This is a genomic window from uncultured Pontibacter sp. (assembly GCF_947499215.1).
Lineage (GTDB): Bacteria > Bacteroidota > Bacteroidia > Cytophagales > Hymenobacteraceae > Pontibacter.
In genome coordinates this window covers 331,907-355,404 of sequence record NZ_CANMNI010000002.1, presented here as the reverse complement: position 1 = coordinate 355,404, position 23,498 = coordinate 331,907, and the positions used below count along the sequence as shown (strand labels likewise).

The following is a 23,498-nucleotide window of genomic DNA, read 5'->3' as shown; positions in this document are numbered from 1 at the left end:
CCCAAAGCGAATTTTTATCAATTTTTTGCCGTCGCTTTCCGCAGCGCCCGCTTCAAGGCATGGTCGAAAATGAAGTACAATCCGCCTATCGAAATGATAATCAAGGATATCATAAGCAGCTGACTACCCTTGTTGCTTCCCGGGTCCTGCAATAATTTTATAACGTCGCTGGCCTGTGTGCCCACCCAAAAGAAGAAAAGTGTGCGCGGCAACATACCTACAATGCTCGCCAAGAAGAACCGGGTCTTGTCTACCTGCAGCAGAGAGAGCACAAAATTCATAAGCGCGAAGGGCAGCACAGGCGAGATGCGGGTCAAAAAGATCAGGCCCCAGCTCTGGTCGCGCAGCTCCTGCATCAGGTACATGGTCTTTTCGAAGCGGTTCAGGAACGACATCATCTTGCCGTGGTCTATCAGCTGGGCCAAGGTATAGCCGATGAGCGAGGCAATGCCGTAGGATACCACCACACCTGCAAAGCCGGGCCAGCCCAAGTAAAAGCCGCTCACCAGCGCCACAAAGGTGGTAGGGGTAAGAGCAAGCGACATCGTAAAGGAGATCACCACAAAATAAAGCAGCATTTGGGGCCAGCTCAGGTCCTGCAGCAGGGTTTCGTTCTGGTACAGGTATACGGCCGCAGACGAGCTCACCACCAGTGGCACCACCACCAACAGCAGCATGGAGATAAACGAGGAGGCGTTTTCCCGTATAAAAGTCCGCAGCATGGATAGTTTCAGCATAAACTGTGTGTTAGTTCATTTAAAGCCACTTAAGGGCTGATATAAGTCTGGTGAAGGTATACGCAAAACAGACGGGTATGCAACAGTTTTCGAAAGCTTAGGGGCTACGCAGCTTCCTCGATTGTAAATTTATTAACTTGTAGCATACCATTCATCATTAAAATAGAAACTATGAAATTCGGAACAAAAGCTATACACGCCGGCGTGGAGCCAGACCCGACCACAGGCGCTATCATGACGCCCATCTACCAGACCTCTACCTACGTCCAGAAGTCGCCGGGCGACAACAAGGGATATGAGTACTCGCGCACGCACAACCCGACCCGCACGGCTCTGCAAAACGCCTTGGCGGAGCTGGAGAACGGCAAGCATGGCCTATGCTTCGCTTCCGGCATGGCGGCCATAGACGCTATCATCAAAATGCTGAAGCCGGGCGACGAGGTGATCTCCACAAACGACCTATATGGCGGAAGCTACCGCATCTTCACTAAAATTTTTGCCAACTACGGCATCAAATTCCACTTCACCGACATGAGCAACCTGAGCAAAGTGGAGGCGCTTGTGAACAAAAACACCCGCATGATCTGGGTAGAGACCCCGACAAATCCATTGCTCAACATCATCGACATCAAAGGCTGCGCGGAGATCGCCAAAAAGCACAAGCTCTTGCTGGTGGCCGACAATACCTTCGCAACCCCGTTCCTGCAGAACCCGCTCGAACTGGGCGCTGACATTGTGATGCACTCGCTCACCAAGTACATGGCAGGCCACTCGGATGTGGTGATGGGTGCCGTGGTTGTAAAGGATGACGAACTGCACGAAAAACTGGCTTTTATCCAGAACGCTTGCGGTGGTATACCGGGTCCGCAGGATTGCTTCCTAGTGCTGCGCGGTATCAAGACGCTGCATATCCGAATGGAGCGCCACTGCGAAAACGGTCGTGCCGTGGCACAGTACCTCAAAAACCACGACAAGGTGGAGAAGGTATTCTGGCCAGGCTTAGAAGACCATCCAAGTCACCAAGTGGCCAAAGAGCAGATGCGCTCCTATGGTGGCATGGTTTCTTTTGTGCTGAAAGGTGATAAAATGGAAGATGCCATTAAAGCGCTGGAGCGCTTCAAGTACTTTTCACTTGCCGAGTCGCTGGGTGGCGTAGAGTCGCTGTGCGGACATCCGGCCTCTATGACGCACGCCAGCATACCGAGTGCGGAGCGTCTGAAGGCAGGCCTGAGCGACTCACTGATTCGCTTGAGTGTAGGTATAGAAGACATCGAAGACCTGTTGGCCGACCTCGAGCAGGCGATAGGATAGTTAATTGAACCATCGAAATTAAAGCCGTTCCGGATTAAACCGGAACGGCTTTTTTCGTAAATTATCGGTTCATGCAGGTATAAAATGAAAAATGCACAAGTCATATTCCGAGAGCGGCAGCGGTTTAAGCAATTCTGGCTTTGGGCGCTCATACTGGGTATAGCATTTATCTTTTGGGCCGGTTTTGTGTACCAAGTGGTGCTGGGTGGTGCATTTGGGAACAGACCCGTATCGGACATTCAGCTGAGTGTCATGCTGGCACTAATCGGCTTTGGCCTGCCTTTTTTCTTCTACTGGATGTCGATGACGACAGAGGTACAGCCCGGTGTGCTCTTTGTGCGATTCAAGCCTTTCCACATGAAACCGGTGCGCATACCGCTGCACACGCTGCGTACTTTCGAGAAGGTGACCTATGATCCGATCCGAGAGTATGGCGGCTGGGGCATTCGCTGGAGTACCAGAGGTAAAGCCTACAGTATGTCGGGCAGGGAAGGGGTGTTGCTACACTTTTACAACCAGCAGCCACTCCTAATCGGCTCGCAACGGGCCTCTGAATTGTTTAGAGCCATCGAGCAGGCAAAATCAATGGGCAAAGGTATAGAGGTATAGAAATTAGGTATAGAAAACAGAAAGGCCGTCGCTCCTGAGGGGCAACGGCCTTTTGTTATGCATTAGGTATAAGAATTACTGCTGCGCCTGAATGCCGAGGATCTTGTAGATCTCGGTGAAGTCAGGGGTCAGGATAATCTCTGTACGGCGGTTTTTGGCTTTTGCGGCAGGCGTGCGGCCTGTGTCAACCGGCTGGAAGTAAGCGCGTCCGGCTGGGGTGATTCGGTCAGGCGACAAGCCACGCTGTGCCATCAGGCGGGTAATCTCAGTGGCGCGCAGCACGCTCAGGTCCCAGTTATCGGCGATGTCTTTTGTGCCTGGACGTACTTCTACGTCATCGGTGTGGCCTTCTACCATCACGCCTACGCTCTGGTTTTTCTTCAATACAGTCACCAGTTGGTCCAGTGCCTGTTTGCCAATGGAATTTACTTTGGTGCTTCCTGTCGCGAAAAGCAGTTTGTCTGACATGGACACGTATACTTTGCCATCACGGATGTTTACGCTCAGGTCTCCTTGGTTGAAGCCGGAAAGGGCAGCGTTCACTTCGTTGCGCAGATCGTCCAAGATCTTCTTTTGGTCGTTCATAGCGCGCTCCAGTTCAGCGAGTTTCTGTTCGCGCTCTTTCAGCGTGTTGTTCAGTTCTTTTTCCTTGTCACGGCTGGCGGCTTGTTCGCGCTCCAACGCTTCTTTGCTAGCTTTCAATTCGTCGTATTTCTTAGACGACACGCACGAAGACATAAGGGCGCCGCATAGCAGCAGAGACAAAGAGGCTTTTGTGAAATTAGATTTCATGTGGGTTTGATTGTTTGTTGTGTTGTTTGTTAATTTTTAACGGGCAACTATGGGTCAAAACGAAAAAAGGAGGCCTAATATTATAATCAACCCCTCAAATGTTTAGCAGCACAGCCTCCATACAAGAGCAAATATTATGCTAAAACTATATATTATAAGTGATATAGCGAATAATAATTCTGAAAGAAGATTTTAGAGCGGAATTTGCGATCAGAAACAGAAGAGGCAGACCATTTACAGTCTGCCTCTTCTGTTTTTATACTTAGTAAATTTATCTATTCTTGGTCTGCCTTTACCCAGTCAAGCGCTTTTTCACGGTCCATGGGTTCAAAGTACTTTACCTTTGCCGTAGTAAATGGCGAGGCCATAACAGTAAGCCAGTCCAGCCATTTTCGGTTGCCAACCAATGCCACTTTCCTGAAATCCGTGGCGTGGCGGAAATCAAATTTCAGATCCTCCCAGAGTGCCTGCAACGATACGTCTTCGGCATCTTGCAGTTCAGCGTACACCCGAATTTTCCCATACTGCTTTATCTTCTCCTCCAGAATGGGAAGCATTACATCGTAATCGTGCCGGTCTATACTGCCTGCCAGTCGAAAAGCAACCAGCTCGTCTCTTGACTCTTCAAGTAACTGTAGCATCGGAATTAAGTTTGTCATAGATACGTAACGCAGGGTGCTGCGTTCCGGTATAATATATGGCTACAACGATACTTATCCCTCTTTTTGTACAGTTTTTCTTACTTGACGTCAAGAGTTCGCAGGTGCCGAAGCAAAACATCGCGTGTGGTGCTGGTAGTGCCGTCGGCGAAGCGTATGCTATAGGGCTCGCCCGATGAAGATTCCGAAGCCAGCTTTGTAACAAAGCCCTCAGCGGTCTTTACTCTGGCCGCGTGTTTCTCCCATTTCGAGGAAAGGTGCCCGGCGGCCTTTTCAGGGGAAAATTCGCTGTTGTTCCGAATAAAAGTGGCGCCCTCTAAGGAGCGGACATAATCAAGCAGTTTCTGTACCTTTTGCGCTTCTGACAGCACCTCGGGAACTTCACTGTTTTCATAGGATGCCTGAGCTGCCACAGGTTGTAGAGCACTTTGGGTAAACGTAATGGCAAGCGCCATAAATAATATTCTAAGCATAGTTTTTGTACTTCTTTATTTTAAAAAAATCTGAACGATTAGCGATATTTACCGCAGCGATAATGCACTTAACTTCAAGTCTTAACGTTAGGTTCAGAAGCAAAAGCTATACCTGAATCTGCCGTTTTATCGGCTATACGTATTTTATGAAGAAAATTTTCTCACTCTTTGCGATGGCGCTGTTGCTATGCCAGCAGGCCTTTGCCCAGCAGAACATCGAAACCAGACTGGGTTATAGTTACAACGACAAATTTGAATTTTCGGACGAGTGGCAATACCTCTCCACCGATATTTACCTCTATAATGGCGGTCAGTTCAACCGTGTGCTCAACGAACTGGACTCTGGTGTAAAAAAGAAAAACAAGAAGAGGTATGCCTATGAACTGGAGTACCTCTTCATCACGGCACAGCTCAAAAACCTGAAGCTTTTCGGTAACGACCAGATCGTGTACCCACTCTTCAACTTCCACATCAACAAAGACAAAAACGATTACCACACACAGGTGAGCGACCATTTGGAGGTAGTGCGCATCATCGACAAAATGCCGCTGACCTCGGCGCAGAACAGTATCGATGCGGCCATCAATGCGAAGGCGGTTTCCAATCAGGATGGCGATCAGGTATTTAATTTGGTAGCAAACCAACTGGTGAGCCTTTCGAACCTGACCACCCCTTCGGTGGCGGTGATGTCGCTGGTGGGAGAGTTTGGCAATTTGCTGAACGCCCGTGCTAAGAAGAAGGAATACAAGTTCAGTTCGACGATCCGCCTCTACGAAGGGCAGGACTTCGACACGCGCCTGCACTCAGTGAAGGTATACGTTTTCGTGCCGGGCAGCGTAAAAACCGTAACCCTAAAACCCGCCAAACTCGGCGACTACCTCAGCAAGAACACCAGCAAGCTGGATCGCAAGCAACTGGAAGAGGTCATCGGATACAAAGACTACCCTTACATTGTGGTGGCCAATTACAAGTCGCTCTATAAGGTGGATGTGCTGACGGGCGATGAAGTGACCATGGATTTGATCGAGAAGCGGAAGCAGAAGATCCAGACCGCTTATGACACTAAGCTGATGAACGACGAGACTTATCGTCAGGAGAAGCTATACGTAGAGTTCCTGCGCATATTCGCCGAGATGAAGCAGAACCTGAACGCCTACCGACTCAATTACCGCAACAACTCCCCGGAGATCAATGCCAAAAACCTGTTCGGTATCATGCAAGAGTATAAGCGCATGAAAACCGCTTTTGAGGCACGTGAAAAGGAGTTTGATAAGAACACCACTTATAAGAACATCTTCCGCTCAGAGTACGAGTCCATTTTGTCCAACGCTGACCTATACCTTGACGCCGACCATAACCTAAAGAATGCCAAGGTGCTGGTAAATACGCTGCAGGAACTCGAGAATAACCCAAAAGCGTGGGATACGCCAACTAAGCGCGAAGCCGCACTGGCTAAGCTTTCATCAGTAGAATTACCTCGGGCCGATTATCTGTCAGCTTCGGTGGAAGGAGAGGCCATCGTGCGTCTGACCAAAAAGCTAGAAGACCTGCAGTACCGCGAGGTGTTCGAGAGGGAAGTGAAGAGACTAGCCGATACGCAGGCCTCTGACGAAACCATACCAATGCGCAATGCCCTGCAAGACAAAGCCAACACGAGCAACTGCCTGAGCTGTCGCGACAAGGTGCGCGATGCCGTGGGAGAGTATAACAAACGCTACGAATCATTCAGATTGAAGGAAGAGAAAAAGGAAATGGGCAATTTGCAAAGCGCCGCCGAGCAGCAGGTGCTCCGTCAGTTGCGCTGGCAATCGTGCTTCGACAACAACTTGCAGGCGTTAGCCGTGGCCAGCACCGAAAACGGGATGGACAAGTATTACAGTAAGCTGAATGAGAAGAGTAATGACTTTGCCGCTACCATCAAAGAACTGGACGCACTGGTAAAAAACGAACCTGCCAACGCCCGGCTGCAGCAGGTGCAGGAATACAACAAACAGCTTAAAAGGCTGATGCAAGACGCAGAACAGCACTATACCATGCTCTGTCAGCTGGATAAGAAGCTTTGCGAGTGCCAATAGTGAGGCAATAACATTCCCATGATTTTCCCCGTTGGGAGTGTATGGTTGATTTTCTGTATACGCTCTTAGGTATAGGCTCCGATTCACTCACGTGGTGGCAGATGTCCATCCGGGCGGTTGTGGTCTTCATAGCAGCTTTACTGATCATGCGCATTGGCAACAAGCGTATTTTTGGCAAGCATACCGCTTTCGATATCGTGCTGGGTATTATCTACGGCTCTATCCTGAGTCGCGCCATTACAGGTAATTCTCCTTTCTGGCCCACGCTTGCCGCCGCACTTACGCTGGTTTTGCTGCACCGTTTTTTTGCGTTTCTCGCCTATAATACCTCTGGCTTCTTTGGGCCTTTGATCAAAGGGAGTCCCGTGTGTTTAATAAAAGACGGCGAAATTCAAGAAGATGAGTTACAGAAACACAACTTGACCGAGAAAGACTTGCAGGAAGCCTTGCGCGTCGGAGGTGTTACAGAAGTAAAAGACGTAGCCTACGGCTGTCTGGAACGGAGTGGAGATATCAGCATTGTCAAAAAAGACTCCTAAACGCGAAAGCCTTTCCGACACCGGAAAGGCTTTCGTGTTTAAATATGATAAGCTGGTGCTTAGGCCATCTGAGCGTCCAGCTTCTGAGCCAGTGCGCCTTTTGGAACAGCACCTACTTGCTTGTCCACTACCTGACCGTTCTTGAAGATAAGAAGCGTCGGGATGCTACGGATGCCAAACTTGGCAGAAGTCTGTGGGTTGGCGTCTACGTCTACTTTACCGATCACGGCTTTGCCTTCGTACTCGCCGGCCAGTTCTTCAACGATTGGACCTACCATGCGGCACGGACCGCACCACTCTGCCCAAAAGTCTACCAGCACGGGTTTATCTGAATTGATGATCTCATCAAAATTAGCGTCAGTGATTTCTAATGCTTTGTTAGCCATAACTTTAACGTTTTGTTGGTTAAATTCTGTGTTTTAAATATAGTAACATTTATTAGCTTGTCAAATTTGAGCCCAAACTTGGTTTGTCTGACAAGCTGTCCTGTTTTCGGGTAACTCCCGTTGCAAATTTAGAACTTATACATACGTCTTTTGCAAGCCGAGGGTATATTTATTTGTATAAACAAATGTTATAGGATTTAGTTTCAGTGGCAATGGTGTGGGTAAGGTATACAGGCTAGGGTAGTGTTTGTGACAAGCGGGCAATCTGTGTCTGTTGAATTTTATCTCGAGTTTACCCCTGCAGTTTTAAAACAAATTAACTTTATAAATTTTTTTATATTGGTATTTTATTAATAAAAATAGTAATTTATATATGATAATGAACGGCTGTTATTGCTGTTTGGATATTGATTGTATCTAAGGAAACTCAGTTAAGTGATTAGTCTGTAGAATTTAATTAAAATACTTAACCCTATACCTTATGAAGCTATTCAGAACTTACCTTGTTTATGCGTTTTTGCAATTAGTAGGCAATTATGCGTATAGTGGCGATATCCCGAAGCAATTAGACAAGAAGACCGTCAACCGTATTGCTACCTTCACAAAGGTCTGGGGACTAATGAAGTATTACCATCCAGGAGTTGCCACTGGGACTATGGATTGGGACTCTTTATTTGTAGTTACTGTACCTGAAGTGGCGAAAGCGAAAAATCAGCAGGAGTTTCACAAATTACTCGATAATCTCTATGGCCAAGTACATGCTCCAAAGCTCGCTACTGCCTATAACCTACCGCAGTCCGATACGGTGGTTTCAATTTTCTCAGTGCAAGAGATTTCAAATTACAATGCCAGTATCCCCCTAAAGCGGCAACTGAAGGAATTGTACGAACGGCACCTGCCAATTGAGAATAGGTATACCAGCAACAAGTATAAAGAATATACTTTGGATCATGTGCGATTTCTTGAAAACCCTATGCCTGATAAGGCTTATCCTGATTGGGAAACTAGGTTGTTGGCTTTAGCGAGGTATTGGAATGCGATTAACTTTTTCTATCCGCATAAACTGACAATCGGCAAGGACTGGGAAACAACGTTGGCAAAGTACATACCTGTGTTCAGTAATGTGGAAAATGAATTGGCCTATCACTTGGCTATGCAACGCTTGAACAAGGAACTTCGGGACAGCCACACTTATGTGAGCAGCCCAGTATTGGATAGAATATGGGGGCCAAACCCCTACTTTAAGGTCAGTTACGTTCAGAACCAGTTCGTTATTACTGAAATGTTGTCAGACTCTATCGCGAAATCGCAGGATGTGCAGGTAGGAGATGTAATCACAGCCATTGACGGAAAACCTGTAAAGGAACGGGTGAGGGAGTTGGAGCCGCTTATGGTAGGTTCCAACGAAGCCGCAACTTACCGGGACATAGCCAATTACCTGCTGAATGTAAACACTGACAACCAAGTGACTATAGAGATACGACGTGGTAAAAACAGTCTTGTCAGGCAAATCAGTCGCTATCCTTATCAGGAGTTGGTAATACTCAGTGATAAGCCAACTCAGACGCTGTGGAACGAACTTAAGAAGGATATCCTATACGTTGATTTTACTAGCATCAAGAAAACTGATACACTACAGGCGCTTTTCAAAGCTATGCAAAGTGCCAAAGCAGTTGTGTTTGACTTGAGAGGCTACCCGAACTTTCAGGTATACCAGCAGACGTTACCAGCCCTCTATGGTCATAACTTTCATGTGTCAACCTCTTCCGAAGCTCTTGTGCAATTCCCAGGCTTCTTCGCTGTGAGCAAGAGTGTGTTTGAGCATACAGACACTTCAACTCTTATACCTTACCAAGGCAAGATGATTGTATTGGTGGACGAGCGGACGCAGAGCCTACCAGAGAGCTTTGCCATGGGATTGGCGCAACGGCCTAACACACTGATTATGGGCTCACAAACGGCAGGAACTACTGGTAATATAACTTGGCTTCCATTGCCTGGTGGCGCAAATGCTGCCTTCACAGCTGTGGGAGAACGTGGTGCGGGAGGTACATTTGTGCAAAGAAAAGGCGTGAGGATAGGCAAAGTTGTCCGGCCTACCGTGGCAAGTGTAGTGGCTGGTAAAGATGCAGTTATATATGAGGCCCTAGCGGAAGCCGAGAAAGCAGCCGCGTTTTCCGTAAACTCTGACAATTAACTTATCCTTATATACCTAAACAGTAAAGCCTGATGTTTACACTGACATCAGGCTTTGCTGCTTAGGAAGTAGAGGGTTTTTCTTTTTTACAACAACTTACACTCACCCAGCCCTAAATCCTTGATTTGACCTAAAAACACTTTCGGGTCAACACGGTACTTGCGTGAGTAAGTCGGCAGTACAAGCTTTTCGTCTGGCACGTGCAGGGTGATCTCCAGTCGCTTCTGGCCCGGGCTAGTCGCGATGGCTTCTTCCAAAGCTTCGGCTAAATTCGGGGTGAGGAGCTGCAGGTTTACGTTTACTTGCACGCCTTGCGCCATTTTGTCCATCACGTCGCCCAAGAGCTGGATATTGGTTGGCTTAAGCTCCCACTGGTCTTCGGTTCGATAGCGCAACTGCACCTTGCCTCTGATGAACAGGTATAGCCCTTGCCGCAAGTAAGGCTGGAACTTCATGTAGTCTTCCCCGAACAAGGCCATTTGCAGCGTAGTGTCATAGTCTTCGATGGAGAACAGCGCAAAGGGGTTGCCGTTCTTCGCCGTCCTGATCACTACTTCCGATACCATACCGGCTACGTTGATGTCCTTGTTCTTATGGTTGGCAATGTCAGCCAGCGAAGAGGTGCAGTACGAGTCTATCTCCATTTTGAACTGGTCGAGTGGGTGGCCCGAAATGTAGAAACCTACCACCTCTTTTTCGCGGCGTAGCATTTCGGCCTGTGTCCATACTTGTACCTCAGGTATTTTCGGCAGTGGAGAAGCCACAGCGGCACTGCCCCCGAACAGCGACTGTTGCGCTGCTTGTTGCTCGGCTTGGTAGTTGTTGCCATAGCGGACCGCCTTCTCCAGCAAGCTGATGTTCTCGCCCTCCGGCACTTCTATCAGCTGAGCACGGTGGTAGAGTCCCCACGAGTCGAAAGCTCCGGCCAAGGCCATACTTTCAAACGTCTTTTTGTTCACAGCACGCAAGTTAATGCGCTTCGAGAAGTCGAAGATGTCCTGATACGTGCCGTTCTTTTCTCTTTCTGAAATGATGGCGTCTACGGCTGCTTCGCCGGTGCCTTTGATGGCGGCCAGACCGAAACGGATCTGCCCCTGTTCGTTCACGTTGAACTTGAGCAGGGACTCGTTCACGTCTGGACCAAGCACGGCTACTCCTTGTTTGCGGGCTTCCTCAATAAAGAACGTCACCTTCTTGATGTCGTTCATGTTGTTTGTCAGCACCGCCGCCATGTACTCGGCAGGGTAGTGCGCTTTGAGGTAACCAGTTTGGTACGCCACCACGGAGTAAGCGGCAGAGTGCGAGCGGTTGAAGCCGTACTGGGCAAACTTCTCCATCACGTCGAACACCTCGGAAGCCTTTTTCGCCGGAATTTTATGCATTTCGGCGGCTCCCTTGATGAACTTCTCACGCTCCTCGGCCATCTTCTTCATGTCCTTCTTACCCATAGCGCGGCGCAGCAAGTCGGCGCCACCCAGTGAGTAACCGGCCAGAATCTGGGCCGTCTGCATGATTTGCTCTTGGTATACCATGATCCCGTAAGAGTAATTCAGGATCGGCTCGAGCAATTCGTGCGGGTATTCCACTTCCTCTTTGCCGTGCTTGCGGTTAATGAAGTTCGGGATGAACTGCATTGGGCCCGGACGGTAAAGGGCGTTCATGGCGATCAAGTCTTCAATGTTGGTCGGCTGCAGGTCCTTGAGGTACATGCGCATACCTTCGGACTCGAATTGGAACGTACCGATGGTGTCGCCACGCTGGTAGAGTTCGTAGGTCTTCTCGTCGTCTATCGGAATGTTGTCAATGTCGATCTCCACGCCATGATTCTTCTTGATCAGCTCCATGGCGTCTTTGATGATGGTCAGGGTTTTCAGGCCCAAGAAGTCCATCTTCAGCATACCCGCACTCTCGATTACCTTACCGTCGAACTGCGTTACCAACAGGTCGGAGTCCTTGGAGGTTGAAACAGGTATGTAATTGGTAATGTCGTCCGGGGCGATGATGACGCCCGCGGCATGTATACCTGTGTTCCGGATCGAGCCTTCCAGCTTCTCAGCCAGTTTGAGTACGGCGGCACGTGCATCATCACCTTCGCGTATAGCGGCCAGCTCGAGGTTCTCCATAAAGGCCTTGGCAAGCGTTGTGCCCGGAGTTTCGGGTACCATCTTGGCGAGTTCGTTGGCCTCGGCCAGCGGCAGAGAGGTAGAGCGGGCCACGTCTTTTATCGACGACTTGGCAGCCATTGTACCGAAGGTGATGATCTGAGCCACCTGCGTTTTGCCGTACTTGTCCACCACGTAGTCGATCACGCGCTGGCGGTTCACGTCGTCAAAGTCAATATCAATATCGGGCATGGACACACGCTCCGGATTCAGGAATCGCTCGAATAGGAGGTTATACTTGATCGGGTCGATGTTGGTGATACCAATGCAGTAGGCCACCGCCGAACCGGCGGCCGAGCCTCGACCCGGACCCACGAACACACCCATGTCGCGGCCACGGTTAATGAAGTCCTGTACGATGAGGAAGTAACCGGCAAAACCCATGGTCTTGACAACGTGCAGCTCAAAGTCGAGTCGCTCGGTTATTTCGGGAGTGATCTCGGAATAGCGCTTGGCAGCTCCCTCGTAAGTGAGGTGGCGCAGGAAATCGTCGGCGTCGGCGTGCTGCGGCGGAATCGGGAAGTTCGGCAACAGGATGTCACGCTTCAGGACAGGCGGTGTGATCTTATCAACGATCTCGTTGGTGTTGTCCACCGCTTCGGGCACGTCCTTGAACAGTTGGTTCATTTCGGCCTGCGTCTTGAAGTAGAACTGATCGTTCGGGAAACCAAAACGGGTTTTTGGGCCGGCATCGTCAATGCGCTGCAACATCTGGCGCACACTCATTTGGTTGCTATACTTGCTGCGCACGTTCTCCACGGTGTCGTAAATCACCTTCTGGTCGTCGCTCAGGAAGCGGTAATATTTGGTGGTAAAGTCACCAACGGGTGTGCTCTGGTCTTCACCGGTATTTACGCAAAGCAGAATGTCGTGTGCGTTCCAGTCCTCCTGATCCACATAATGCGTATCGTTGGTGCAGATTACTTTGCAGTTATACTTCTTCGCCCACTTCAGCAGCACTTGGTTAATGTCCTCCTGACTTTTACCTGTACCGTCGATATTCATCAGGCCGTGGCGCTGTATTTCGATGTAATAGTCTTCACCGAACACGTCCAGCCACCACTTGAATATCTCTTCGGCCTCTTCTTCGCTTTTCCACAAAATAGCCTGCGGTACTTCAGCACCAATGCAGCAGCTGGTCGCGATCAGGCCTTTGCTATACTTGAGTAGCAACTCCTTGTCAATGCGCGGCCACTTGCTGTATACCCCCTCAATGTAAGAAAGCGAGCAAAGCTTGGCCAGATTCTGGTAGCCCTCCTGATCCTTAGCGAGTAGCAACTGGTGGTGGCGCACGTCCTTCTGTTCCTTGGTAAAGGTCTTCAGGTGTCGGTCTTTTACCAGATAAAACTCGCAGCCCACGATCGGCTTCACGTTATACTTGTTGGCCTCGTTCACGAAGTTGAAGGCGGCGAACATGTTGCCGTGGTCGGTCATGGCAACGGCGGGCATGCCATCGGCCTGCGCCTTTTTCATGAGCGCGCTGATGCTGGCCTGACCGTCGAGCAGAGAGTACTGGGTATGGGTGTGTAAATGCGAAAAAACAGGCAACTCTTTGGGAATTAAGAATTAGAAACTAAGAATTAGGAATGAATCTATGCAAGGTATAGCCTATGCGGTGATTCATTTTCGGGATGTTAAAATTACGGAAAAATGGTCGGCTGCCCAAACCAAAAACAGCTCTGCAGCAAAACAAAAGCGCGACGAAAATAGTCCCGCCGCGCCTTGTTATTTTGACTTTGTCTGGATCTCAAAATGTTAAGGTGGTGCTTCTCCAATTTAATCTTTAGAAGAAACGCCTCCCAAGAGTGTAAGGTCGTTTTACACCCATTTTCGTCATCCTGAAAGGATTTTGGTAAAGAGTGCCCCTACACCCGCAAGTAGTATAAGCTTAACCTTCCTTCAAACAAGTTTCTTTACAGAATGACAATATGTTTTGAATAGGTTTTTTTAGAATGAAACACCCCTATGGTCCCCTCAAGGGGACATTCTAGCATTCCTAAATTGAAATTATTTAACACTTAGAACATCTGCTGTGGTTCGTTTTCAACCCTTTGCTTCTCGTTCACCACATAGAGCTTCTGGGTAGGGTAGGCGAACTCAATGCCGCGGGTTTCAAACTCTCTGAACAGCTGCATGTTGATGGCCTGTTGCGTGTCCATGTATTTATTGAATTCAGAAGAGAGCACATGGTACACGATGACAAAATCGAGGGAAGAATCACCGTAAGAAGCGAAGTGCGCCCGGTCAAATTCTGCCAGTTCCTGTGAAGTGATGATTTCTTTGATGATCTCAGGTATAGCCTCCACCTTATCAGCGGGTGTTTCATAGGTTACGCCAATGCCAAACTGAATACGGCGGCGCTCCATGCGCTTGTAGTTGTGGATACGGGAGCTGGTCAGGTCGGAGTTTGAGACGATAAGCTGCTCTCCGGTCAGGCTTTTAATGTGCGTGGTTTTCACGCCAATGTGCTCAATAGTGCCGCTCTTGTCGCCGAGCGCAATAAAATCGCCCACCTCAAAGGGCCTGTCCAGAAAGATAACGAAGTAGTTGAAAAGGTCACCCAAGATATTCTGCGCTGCCAGTGCTACAGCGATACCACCTATACCCAGACCCGCAATGATGGCGGTCAGGTCATAGCCCATGTTGTCGAACAGGAAGCCTAGGCCGATAAACCACACCACCATATTGATGATCAGGCTAATGGCTCCGATCTCGTTGGCATTGCTGCGGTCATGGTGCTTTCTGTTGAAGTAGGACCGCACCAGCATTACCAGCGTGGTGGTGATAAACCGGATCACCATAAATGTAATGGCCACCGTGACCGCGATTGTGACGATACCGGCGGCTCTCGGAGTCAGGGTGAGGGACGTGATGCCTATGTATACGACTATAAAATGCACGATGGGAATGCCGAATCGGGCAAAACTCTGCACGGCATAGTCGTCGATGTGATTGTTAGTGTTCTCAGTCCACTTGCGGATGCGGATGAGGACGGAGCGCCTGAAGATAGTGATGAGCAGCGAGCCCAGCAGGATAATGGCAAAGGCGATCAGGTAATCTTGAACGGTGTTGTGGAAATAGACTCTCTCTAAAAGGTCACTCATGTACTCGGGTAATGGTTGATGAAGCTTAAAGTTACAAATTATAGTTTAAACCTGCCGGCCGATTGAGGTTGCAATAGCCCGGGATAGGTATTGAGAATGAACAGGCTACGAGGTATAAGGTTATTAATTGGATGTTTGGACAGCTATTAAAAAGAATAAGTTAAACTTTGGGCACGGGGCTAGCCGTAAGCACTTAGGAATGCACGAACAGGTAAACGCGTAAAACAGGTATGGCGGAAGCGGAAGATTCAGGGAGGCTAGGGGGCATGTTCCGGGCGCTGCGCTCGCGCAACTACCGGCTGTTCTTTACCGGGCAGGGTATCTCGCTGATCGGTACTTGGATGCAGCAGATCGCCATCAGCTGGCTGGTCTATCGTCTGACCGACTCTGTGTTTTTGCTCGGTGCCGTTACCTTCGCCAACCAGATTCCTTCCTTTTTGCTCGGACCATTCGCCGGCGTGCTGGCCGACAAGTTCAACCGGCACCATGTGTTGCTGGTTACGCAGTTTCTGTCTATGCTGCAGGCTGGTACTTTGGCCACGCTAGTGCTCACTGATACAGTACAGGTGTGGCATGTGCTGGTTTTGATGGCGATGCTCGGCACAATCAATGCCTTTGATATCGCCACCCGGCAGGCCTTTGTGATACAATTGGTGGAGAAGCGGGAAGACATCAGCAATGCTATTGCGCTGAATTCCTCCATGTTCAACATGGCCCGCTTGGTCGGTCCCTCCATTGCAGGTTTGTTAATCGCCTGGGTGGGAGAGGGTATTTGTATCTTGATCAATGCGGTGAGTTACATCGCTGTGCTGGCCTCTTTGCTCATGCTACGGCTGGAGCCGTTCGTACGGCAGACAGTCCAGACCAAGGTATGGGAGTCGCTGCGGGATGGCTTCTCGTACGCCTTCGGTTTCCCCCCTATCCGGACGCTTATACTTATTGTAGGTTTGATCAGCCTTTTTGGAATGCCTTTCAGCGTGATGCTGCCCGTGTTTGCCCGCGACATTCTGCAGGGCGGTGCCAATACACTGGGCTATCTGATGGGTGCCTCGGGTCTAGGGGCCTTAAGTGGGGCTCTCTTTCTGGCGCAACGTAAATCAGTGCTAGGGCTGGGGAAGGTGATCGTGTTTACGATGACGCTCTTCGGTACAGCGCTGATGGCTTTCTCTTTCTCTACGATCCTCTGGCTCTCGCTGGTGTTGATGTTGTTTTCCGGCTTCGGTATGATCGTCACCATGGCTTCCTGCAACACGCTGTTGCAAACGCTGGTGGATGACGACAAGCGGGGTCGTGTGATGAGCCTTTATGCAACTGCCTTTATGGGAATGGCCCCACTGGGAAGTATGTTGGCAGGTTCTGTGGCAGAGCAGATCGGGGTGGGTTATACCTTGCTGGGCTGCGGTTTCCTGTGCGCCATCAGCGTCATCCCATTCGCGTGGAATCTAAAACGCCTGCGCTTGATGGTACAGCCTATCTACGAGCGACTAGGTATAGTACCTGAAATTGCCACCGGTCTACGCACGGCTTCTAAGCTGACGGCTCCTCCGGGGAAGCGCTAGGATAGCTATACCTGAAAACGGAAAGAGCCAGCTGATCCAGCTGGCTCTTTCCGTTTCATTTCGGTTAAAATCTATTTCTTCTTGATCACCAGCTTATCTCCGGGCTTCACGTTGAAATCGGATTTACCGTTCCACTGCATGATATCCTTGATGGTGACGCCATACTTGCGGGAGATCTGGTAAAGACTCTCACCAGATACCACCGTATGCTGGGTACTAGTGCCTTTAAAAGTCTCCGCCGGAGTTTCTTCCAAATCTTCGTTAGACCCGGTAGCGTTAGCGGGAGCAGTCACGCGCAGTTCCTGTCCGATGGAAAGCGCTGAGCTGGAAAGGTTGTTCCATGCTTTCAGCTCGTTCACGGTCACATTATACTTGCGGGACAGCACATAGAGCGACTCGCCGGATGCCACGGTGTGGATTTCGGTTTTTTCTTCAGCGGTTGGTCCTTCGGCCTTCGCTTCAATTTCTCTATCAGAACCAGCAGGCACTGTAAGAGGTTCTGCGATCACAAGTTCTTGCCCGATCTTTATCGGTGCGTCACCCAGATTGTTCCAAGTCGTGATATCGTTCACGGTTACGGCGTATAGCCTTGAGATACCCCAAAGCGACTCACCCTGCTTCACGACATGGAGGGTAGGTTTATTAGTTGTAGTTGGTTTCGGGTCAACCGCTTGACTCACAGGTGCAGCTTTTGTAGGAGCCGTTTTAGCTGGCTCTGCTTTGGTAGGTGTAGTTTTGGGAGTTCCTCCTTCCTTTACCGCAGTGGTCACCTCGGTCGTCTCAACTGTAGACTCTACTATAAGCTCTTCGGCCTCAACTTCCATCTCCCCACCAGAGAACCCAACAAACACTTCTTCGCCCAAGCCAGCAGCCCATTCTGCTGACTCTTCTTCTTCCACGATAACCTCCTCTGCAGTTTTTGCTTCTTCAGCTTTAGCTTTAGTCTCCTGTGGCTTCTTGCCAGGGTATAGCACCGCGCTGCTCTTTGGCACTTCGGTTTTTGCTATCGGCTTCGTCTCCGCCTTTGGTTTCACTGTTGGCTCTGGAGTCGCTTCCTGTTTTGTTTCAGCCGCAGCAGGTTCCTTCATGACAGGTATAGCAATTGCGGTCTCTGTCTTAACAGGCACTTCCTCAACAACTACCTCTTCAATCGCTACTTCTTCTATTGCCGCCTCTTTTTTATCCACAGGATCAGGAGTCGGTTCCGAAGCAGGTACTGTCTGCTCAGGCTGATGCTTAAAGCGCTTCAGGCTGTTTTTGAAGCGGGTAAAGAAGTTCTCCTGCGGCTGGTTTTGCTCAGCCGGAGCAGCTTTCTCCTGAGAAGCTACCGCTGCTTTAGATGCTGGTTGAGCTTGCTTTACATCCCGCACCTCCACGGCCACTTTGGCCGGACGGCGCTTCTGCAGCCAAAGCACTCGGCCCGGAACCGGCACCTCGGCGCGCTTCATGCGATTCTTGAACTGCAGGTAATCCATGCGGATGCCGTAGAGTTGCGCAATTTCCTGCATACTTTCCCCGTGTTGCACCACGTGGAACTCCGTGTCTGCGTTCAAGCGCTTCGGCTGAATGTAATAAGCTGTACCTTCCTCAATCTTGTCGAAGTCGCGCAAGTCGTTATAGCGAAGGAACTGACGGGTGCTGATCCCCGCTTTAATAGCCAGTTTGTCTTTGGTGTCGCTTTTCCCAGCGATGATGGCATTCAGGTTGTTGCGTTTTATGATGCTACCTGCTGCTGGGGCTGGGCTTGCCTGTCTGGAAGGGGTAGCCAATGTCGGCTCGGCAGATGCCACTACACCCGGCTCCACATTGTGGCGCACTGGTAGCATGACATAGTAATCTTTATCGGAAGGTATAGAGCTGCCCAATAGCCATTTGTTGTATTTCTCCAGTTCAGAAGGATCGGTCTGGTGAGCCAAGGCAATATCGGCCAAGCTCTGGCCCGGTGTGGCGCGAAGCTCACGCAGCGAAACTGCCGGCTGTGTGCTTTTACCGACAAAGCTGTCGTAAGCGACCTTATGTGCCAAAAAGGTAAGCAGGTAAGGATCGGTCTTCTCCGTAATATCCATCTTTTTGCTGCCCTTGTCCGATTCCTTGGTATAAGCCTTGGCGCCCGTATAGCCATGGTAATAGGAGAGCAGCGCGTTAAGCCAGTTGTTGTAGTAGTTATTGCTGCGCTTAAAATAGCGAGCGGCGCCCCGGCTGGCTTCAATGATGTGTTTTCTTTCATCCACCAAATGATCCATGCGCAGGTTGAAGTCTATAGCAGCCTCTTTCTTGAACTGCCAGTAACCAACGGCATTGGAAGTGGAAACAGCGTCTCCACGGAGTCCGCTCTCCTGCAGTGCCAGATACTTGAAATCATCCGGCACCCCTTCTTCCTGAAACGTGCGCTCTATCAGTGGGAAATAAGCATCAGCCAATTCCACTTTATTCTGAAAATACTTCGGACTGCGGTGCAGAGCGTCTACTTTCTTCTGAATCTCGTCTTGGGCTCTAGGCGAAATGCGCAGGTGAATATCGCCGAAATAGATGTTTTGGGGCACTGTAACACCCTGTGCCACACTTAATAATGGCAACAGTAACAGAAACAAAAAGGGTAGTGGTGTCTTCATAAAGCGTAATCGGGTAAATAAGGGACTGAGGCCGAGTGCTAGGCTACAGTAAATGTTGAAACAAGTGTTGATAACTATTTAAGGTATAGTGTGTTCTATATATAGATATACACTCGCAAAATTAACGCAATTTGACGCTCATTCTAAAGTTTAGAACGAAGTAATTTTAGAGAAATTTTTAGATGTGGATAATTAGAGGGGAGGACAAAAGAAAAGGACGGTATCGCTACCGTCCTGTCAGTTATTTCTTGCGGGCGACCATCAGGCCATCCCGAACGGGCAGCAGAATGTTTTCCACACGCGGGTCATCCTGCACCTGCTTGTTGAAGTCCAGCAGGGCAGCGGTGTCTTCGTCTAGCTTCTTGCGGTACTTCTCCAGCACCTTGCCGCTCCACAGTACGTTGTCGGCTATAATGTAGCCACCGGGACGTACGCGGTCAATCACCATATTATAGTAAGTAGCATAGTTGTACTTGTCGGCATCGATAAACACCAAGTCGAAAGTCGCGTCGATGGTCGGAATGATCTCGAGGGCATTGCCGATATAGTACTTCACGCTCTCGCTCAAGCCAGCCTCCGCTATGTAGCCGCGGACCATATCCTCCAGTTCTTCATTTATATCGATGGTGTGCAGCGTGCCGTCCTCCTGCATGCCCTCGGCCAGACAAAGGGCGGAATAGCCGGTATAGGTGCCGATTTCCAGAATCTGCTTCGGCCGGATCATATGTGAGAACATAGAAAGCAATCGTCCCTGCAAATGCCCGGACAGCATGCGCGGTTTCATCACACTCAGGTGCGTCTGCCGGTTTATCTTGTGCAACAGCTCCGATTCCGGCGAGGTATGGTCCTCGGCATAGCGCTGCAGGTCTTCATCAATAAATTCCATAGGTCAGATTTGAAGGTTTGGAAACGTCAAGATTTGAAAATGGATCACACAATTCCTAATTCTTAATTATTAATTGTAGCATCGCTACGCCGGTACGTAATTGAGGAAGCTTAGCTTCTCTTCCTGAAGTACGTCATTGGCAATGTCGATCAGGTCTTTGGCTGTTGTGTTTTTGATCTGGTCGAAAATCTCGTTCAGAGTGTCGATGTGGCCTTGGTCGAGGATGCTCTTGCCCATCATCATCATCAGGCCCATGTTACTTTCCTCGGCCATCGCCAACTGGCCCATCAGCTGTTCTTTGGCTGTGTGCAGTTGCAGGGAGCCCAACTGTTTCTCGCGCAGCTTCTTCAGTTCTTTCAGCACAAGCGCCGTCGTGCGCTTCAGCTGTTTTTTCTCCGTTCCGAAATAGATCGAAAGCAGACCCGTGTCAATATAAGTAGCGTAGTTGGCGTCGATGGTGTAGACCAGCCCATGCTTTTCGCGGACAGCCAAGTTTAGGCGTGAGTTCATACCCGGACCACCCAACAGATTCACCAGCATAAAGAAAGGTATACGACGGTCGTCGTTTAGCGCATAGGCAGGGCAGCCAATTACGCAATGTGCCTGCGAGATCGGTTTCTCATAAGTTGCTGTTTTAGGAATGTACTTTCCGAAAGGTGCACGCTGACGCGGCTTGCTGATAGTCGGTATATCGGAGAGGTACTTCTCGGCCAGTTTTACAACCTTCTCGAAAGGCAGGTTGCTCACAGAGCAGAAGACCAACGCCTCGGTACTTAGGTTGTCTTTAATGAAACGCTGAAAGTCGCCTTTCTTAAAACTCGCCACACTCTCTTTGGTGCCCAGTATGTTGTTGCCCAGCGGATGATGGTCGAACACCACGTTGTCAAACTCATCCACGATCGCCTCTTCTGGGGTGTCGAGGTACATGGCCATCTCTTCCAGTATCACGCCACGCTCTTTCTCAATCTCCTTTTCAGGGAAGACGGAATGGAAGGTGATGTCGGTCAGCAACTCAAAAGATTTCTCGAAGTGCTTGTCGAGCACGGAGCTGTAAAAGCAGAGCTTCTCTTTGGTGGTGTAGGCGTTGAGTTCGCCACCCACCGACTCCAGTCGGTTCAGGATATGGAAAGATTTGCGTTTGGCAGTTCCTTTGAAAGCCATGTGCTCCCAGAAGTGGGCCAGCCCCAGCTGATCGGCTTGCTCATCGCGGCTGCCTATGTCAAGTATAAAGCCGCTGTGCGCAATTTTGGTGTGTAGTACTTGTTTGTGAACGATACGGATACCGTTCGGCAATGTATGAATATGATAATCAAGCATTCAGTTCGCAATTAGCCTGCAAAGATACGCAAAAACTAGCACAATTGGCCTAGAGGGCCACGTAGATGTTAGCGATCCAAGCTGCGTCCTCCCACGTTGATCACGAAACCGAGCGAGAACACGGAGTAGCCTGCTGTCAGCGCTTTACGGTTGCGAAGCCCGAAGTTACTGCCGCTGGTATACTGCAACTGCACGGTCGGGCTCAAGGCCAGCCGGGTGTAGAAAATAGGCTCCAGAAAGATGTTGTCCTCTTTTTCCTGGGCCTCCCCGTCGAGCAGGTGCTTGCTCATGTTCACGTAGCTCATGCGCAGGGCCGTGCCGTAGTTGAGCGGAAACTCGTTACCCAGCAGGCGCAGCGATTTTTTCTTTTTGGAGGTGAAGTTAACCTGTGTGAAATACTTGCTGAAACTGGCCTCGCGGCGGGTATAGGTCATCACGCCCTCTAGCTCCTCTTTCTCTGTACGGTCGCTGCTGCCTCCGCCAAAGCCGGCGTATACCTCGAGCACCCGGTTCTGGTTCGGTCCGAAAGTAGTGTAGTAGCCTCCACCCGCTTCAATCAAGTTATGCCTGAAGTCACGCTTGCGGCCTTCCTGATTGAGCATGGAGCCGTTTAGCATAGCACTGAACTTGTCTGTGACGGCATAAGCCGTGTTGAACGTAATGTTGCCTTTCGGAGTAATGTGACCGGCGGCACTCAGTTCGCCTTTCTCCGTGAACATGGGTACATGCGGCACGTTGGGCATATAGGTAGACACACACCCTGTGGTCAGAAGCAAAAGTATAAGCGCAGAAAATTTTGAGAAGTGTAATAGTGCTTTCATGTGGGTAACCCGGGCTAAAAGAACTGCTAAACTAATTCTCCTGAAGCTAAGAAGGAAAATTTTTTTGTTCTTTTCCGTGAATGTGCAACCGCAGGTTAGATCGCTGCAATATGGCCGGCACAGCGGCTATACCTTACTTTCAAGTCTTGCCGCATTCCCGTAGCTTTGCCGCAGGTTTACTTATGAAAAAGATACTGATCATACAGACTGCCTTTTTGGGGGATGTGGTGCTGGCAACCGGGCTAGTAGAAAAACTGCATGCCCACTATCCACAGGCGCAGCTCGACTTTATGCTCCGCAAAGGCAACGAATCGCTGCTAAAGGGGCACCCGCTGCTGCGGCAGGTTTTGATCTGGAACAAGCAGGAAGGAAAGTACAAAAGCCTGATGAAACTGCTCACCCAGATCAGGCGAGAGAGATACGATCTTGTTGTAAACCTGCAGCGATTCGGAGCCACCGGTATCCTGACCGCCCTTTCCGGGGCAAAGGAGACGGTTGGTTTTGACAAAAATCCCTTTTCTCGCTTTTTCACCCGCCGCTATACCCACGACGTGGAGTCCGGTACGCATGAGGTGGAGCGCAACCATCTGCTCATCGCCAGTCTCACCGATGAGCAGCCGGCCAAACCCAAGCTATACCCGTCCGAAGCGGATTTTGCGAAAGTGCAGGGCCTGAAAAGCGAGCCTTTCATCTGTATGGCGCCTACCTCCGTGTGGTTCACGAAGCAGTACCCACAGGAGCAGTGGGTGGACCTGCTTGACAAACTGGGCAACTCCCATAAGGTATACCTGCTGGGGTCCCCGGCCGACAAAGCGCACTGCGACGAAATCATAAACTGCACGGCTAACCAGCGGGTGGAGAACCTCTGCGGACAGCTAAACCTGTTGCAGTCTGCGGCGCTCATGCGCGATGCTGTGCTCAACTATGTGAATGACTCCGGCCCCATGCACTTGGCCTCCGCCTTGGATGCACCAACCTGCGCCATCTACTGCTCCACCGTGCCCCGTTTCGGCTTTGGCCCACTGGCCAGTTTTTCAAAGGTAGTCGAGAAAAATGAGCCACTTTACTGCCGCCCCTGCGGATTGCACGGATATAAATCCTGCCCGCAAGGGCATTTTAAATGTGCCAAGGATATAGAGACGCAGCAGCTTCTGGATGTGCTTGCATTGCGCACATTATAAGCAACTTAGGTTGTGAGTTTGATGAGGGGAGTGCTGCATGGGAAGCGGCTGTGGCATACCTAGGTATATTAGAGTTTT

At 49.9% G+C, this 23,498-nt stretch carries 18 protein-coding genes; 7 read left to right on the top strand and 11 right to left on the bottom strand.

What is annotated here, in order from left to right; translation table 11 throughout:
- Positions 1 to 17: 17 nt before the first annotated feature.
- Positions 18 to 737 carry a TVP38/TMEM64 family protein gene (locus Q1A04_RS09495; RefSeq protein WP_299704564.1) on the bottom strand — a complete coding sequence of 240 codons (720 nt, stop codon included), beginning with the start codon at positions 735 to 737 and terminating at the stop codon, positions 18 to 20.
- 171 nt (positions 738 to 908) lie between these two features.
- Here Q1A04_RS09495 and Q1A04_RS09490 point away from each other — a divergent pair, with 171 nt between their 5' ends.
- Together Q1A04_RS09490 and Q1A04_RS09485 are read left to right on the top strand one after the other, a co-directional pair.
- Entirely contained in the window at positions 909 to 2,048 is a 1,140-nt protein-coding gene (locus tag Q1A04_RS09490) for a cystathionine gamma-synthase (RefSeq protein WP_299704561.1), read from the top strand.
- An 84-nt stretch (positions 2,049 to 2,132) separates the two neighbouring features.
- The gene (locus Q1A04_RS09485) at positions 2,133 to 2,657 is read left to right on the top strand and encodes a DUF6141 family protein (RefSeq protein ID WP_299704558.1); all 525 of its coding nucleotides are present in this window, start codon (positions 2,133 to 2,135) and stop codon (positions 2,655 to 2,657) included.
- Positions 2,658 to 2,732: 75 nt separating this feature from the next.
- Here Q1A04_RS09485 and Q1A04_RS09480 read toward each other — a convergent pair whose 3' ends face one another.
- The 3 genes from Q1A04_RS09480 to Q1A04_RS09470 all read right to left on the bottom strand — a co-directional run bounded on the left by Q1A04_RS09480 (position 2,733) and on the right by Q1A04_RS09470 (position 4,581).
- On the bottom strand, positions 2,733 to 3,449 hold the full coding sequence (locus Q1A04_RS09480; protein ID WP_299704555.1) for an OmpA family protein: 717 nt from the start codon (positions 3,447 to 3,449) through the stop codon (positions 2,733 to 2,735).
- Between the two features lie 275 nt (positions 3,450 to 3,724).
- Entirely contained in the window at positions 3,725 to 4,090 is a 366-nt protein-coding gene (locus Q1A04_RS09475; protein WP_299704552.1) for an STAS/SEC14 domain-containing protein, read from the bottom strand.
- Positions 4,091 to 4,188: 98 nt separating this feature from the next.
- Entirely contained in the window at positions 4,189 to 4,581 is a 393-nt protein-coding gene (locus Q1A04_RS09470; protein ID WP_299704548.1) for a DUF5329 family protein, read from the bottom strand.
- A gap of 146 nt (positions 4,582 to 4,727) precedes the next feature.
- Here Q1A04_RS09470 and Q1A04_RS09465 point away from each other — a divergent pair, with 146 nt between their 5' ends.
- Complete coding sequence (locus Q1A04_RS09465; RefSeq protein WP_299704514.1) at positions 4,728 to 6,656, top strand: hypothetical protein; 1,929 nt, start codon at positions 4,728 to 4,730, stop codon at positions 6,654 to 6,656.
- 41 nt (positions 6,657 to 6,697) lie between these two features.
- Positions 6,698 to 7,195 carry a DUF421 domain-containing protein gene (locus Q1A04_RS09460; RefSeq protein WP_299704511.1) on the top strand — a complete coding sequence of 166 codons (498 nt, stop codon included), beginning with the start codon at positions 6,698 to 6,700 and terminating at the stop codon, positions 7,193 to 7,195.
- Between the two features lie 59 nt (positions 7,196 to 7,254).
- Here the strand turns inward: Q1A04_RS09460 and trxA are convergent, their stop codons facing one another.
- Positions 7,255 to 7,581 (bottom strand): thioredoxin, encoded by a 327-nt coding sequence (gene trxA, locus Q1A04_RS09455; RefSeq protein WP_191184504.1) that lies wholly within the window; start codon positions 7,579 to 7,581, stop codon positions 7,255 to 7,257.
- 481 nt (positions 7,582 to 8,062) lie between these two features.
- On the opposite strand from trxA, the gene Q1A04_RS09450 reads away from it, so the two are divergent.
- Entirely contained in the window at positions 8,063 to 9,778 is a 1,716-nt protein-coding gene (locus tag Q1A04_RS09450) for a S41 family peptidase (protein ID WP_299704503.1), read from the top strand.
- Positions 9,779 to 9,864: 86 nt separating this feature from the next.
- On the opposite strand, the gene dnaE is transcribed toward Q1A04_RS09450, so the two are convergent.
- Both dnaE and Q1A04_RS09440 read right to left on the bottom strand, forming a co-directional pair.
- Positions 9,865 to 13,488, bottom strand: coding sequence for a DNA polymerase III subunit alpha (gene dnaE / locus Q1A04_RS09445; protein ID WP_299704500.1), 3,624 nt, complete (start codon positions 13,486 to 13,488; stop codon positions 9,865 to 9,867).
- Positions 13,489 to 13,958: 470 nt separating this feature from the next.
- Positions 13,959 to 15,044: a mechanosensitive ion channel family protein gene (locus Q1A04_RS09440; RefSeq protein ID WP_299704497.1), complete on the bottom strand. Its 1,086-nt coding sequence runs from the start codon at positions 15,042 to 15,044 to the stop codon at positions 13,959 to 13,961.
- A 230-nt stretch (positions 15,045 to 15,274) separates the two neighbouring features.
- Here Q1A04_RS09440 and Q1A04_RS09435 point away from each other — a divergent pair, with 230 nt between their 5' ends.
- Positions 15,275 to 16,603 carry an MFS transporter gene (locus Q1A04_RS09435; RefSeq protein WP_299704494.1) on the top strand — a complete coding sequence of 443 codons (1,329 nt, stop codon included), beginning with the start codon at positions 15,275 to 15,277 and terminating at the stop codon, positions 16,601 to 16,603.
- A gap of 71 nt (positions 16,604 to 16,674) precedes the next feature.
- On the opposite strand, the gene Q1A04_RS09430 is transcribed toward Q1A04_RS09435, so the two are convergent.
- The 4 genes from Q1A04_RS09430 to Q1A04_RS09415 form a co-directional block, all read right to left on the bottom strand.
- Positions 16,675 to 19,215 (bottom strand): LysM peptidoglycan-binding domain-containing protein, encoded by a 2,541-nt coding sequence (locus tag Q1A04_RS09430; protein WP_299704491.1) that lies wholly within the window; start codon positions 19,213 to 19,215, stop codon positions 16,675 to 16,677.
- A gap of 241 nt (positions 19,216 to 19,456) precedes the next feature.
- Positions 19,457 to 20,101, bottom strand: coding sequence for an O-methyltransferase (locus Q1A04_RS09425; protein WP_299704488.1), 645 nt, complete (start codon positions 20,099 to 20,101; stop codon positions 19,457 to 19,459).
- 84 nt (positions 20,102 to 20,185) lie between these two features.
- Complete coding sequence (locus Q1A04_RS09420; protein WP_299704485.1) at positions 20,186 to 21,418, bottom strand: pitrilysin family protein; 1,233 nt, start codon at positions 21,416 to 21,418, stop codon at positions 20,186 to 20,188.
- Positions 21,419 to 21,486: 68 nt separating this feature from the next.
- Entirely contained in the window at positions 21,487 to 22,239 is a 753-nt protein-coding gene (locus Q1A04_RS09415; RefSeq protein WP_299704482.1) for a hypothetical protein, read from the bottom strand.
- Between the two features lie 182 nt (positions 22,240 to 22,421).
- Between Q1A04_RS09415 and Q1A04_RS09410 the strand changes: the two genes are divergently transcribed.
- Positions 22,422 to 23,420: a glycosyltransferase family 9 protein gene (locus Q1A04_RS09410; protein ID WP_299704479.1), complete on the top strand. Its 999-nt coding sequence runs from the start codon at positions 22,422 to 22,424 to the stop codon at positions 23,418 to 23,420.
- The last annotated feature ends 78 nt before the right edge of the window (positions 23,421 to 23,498 follow it).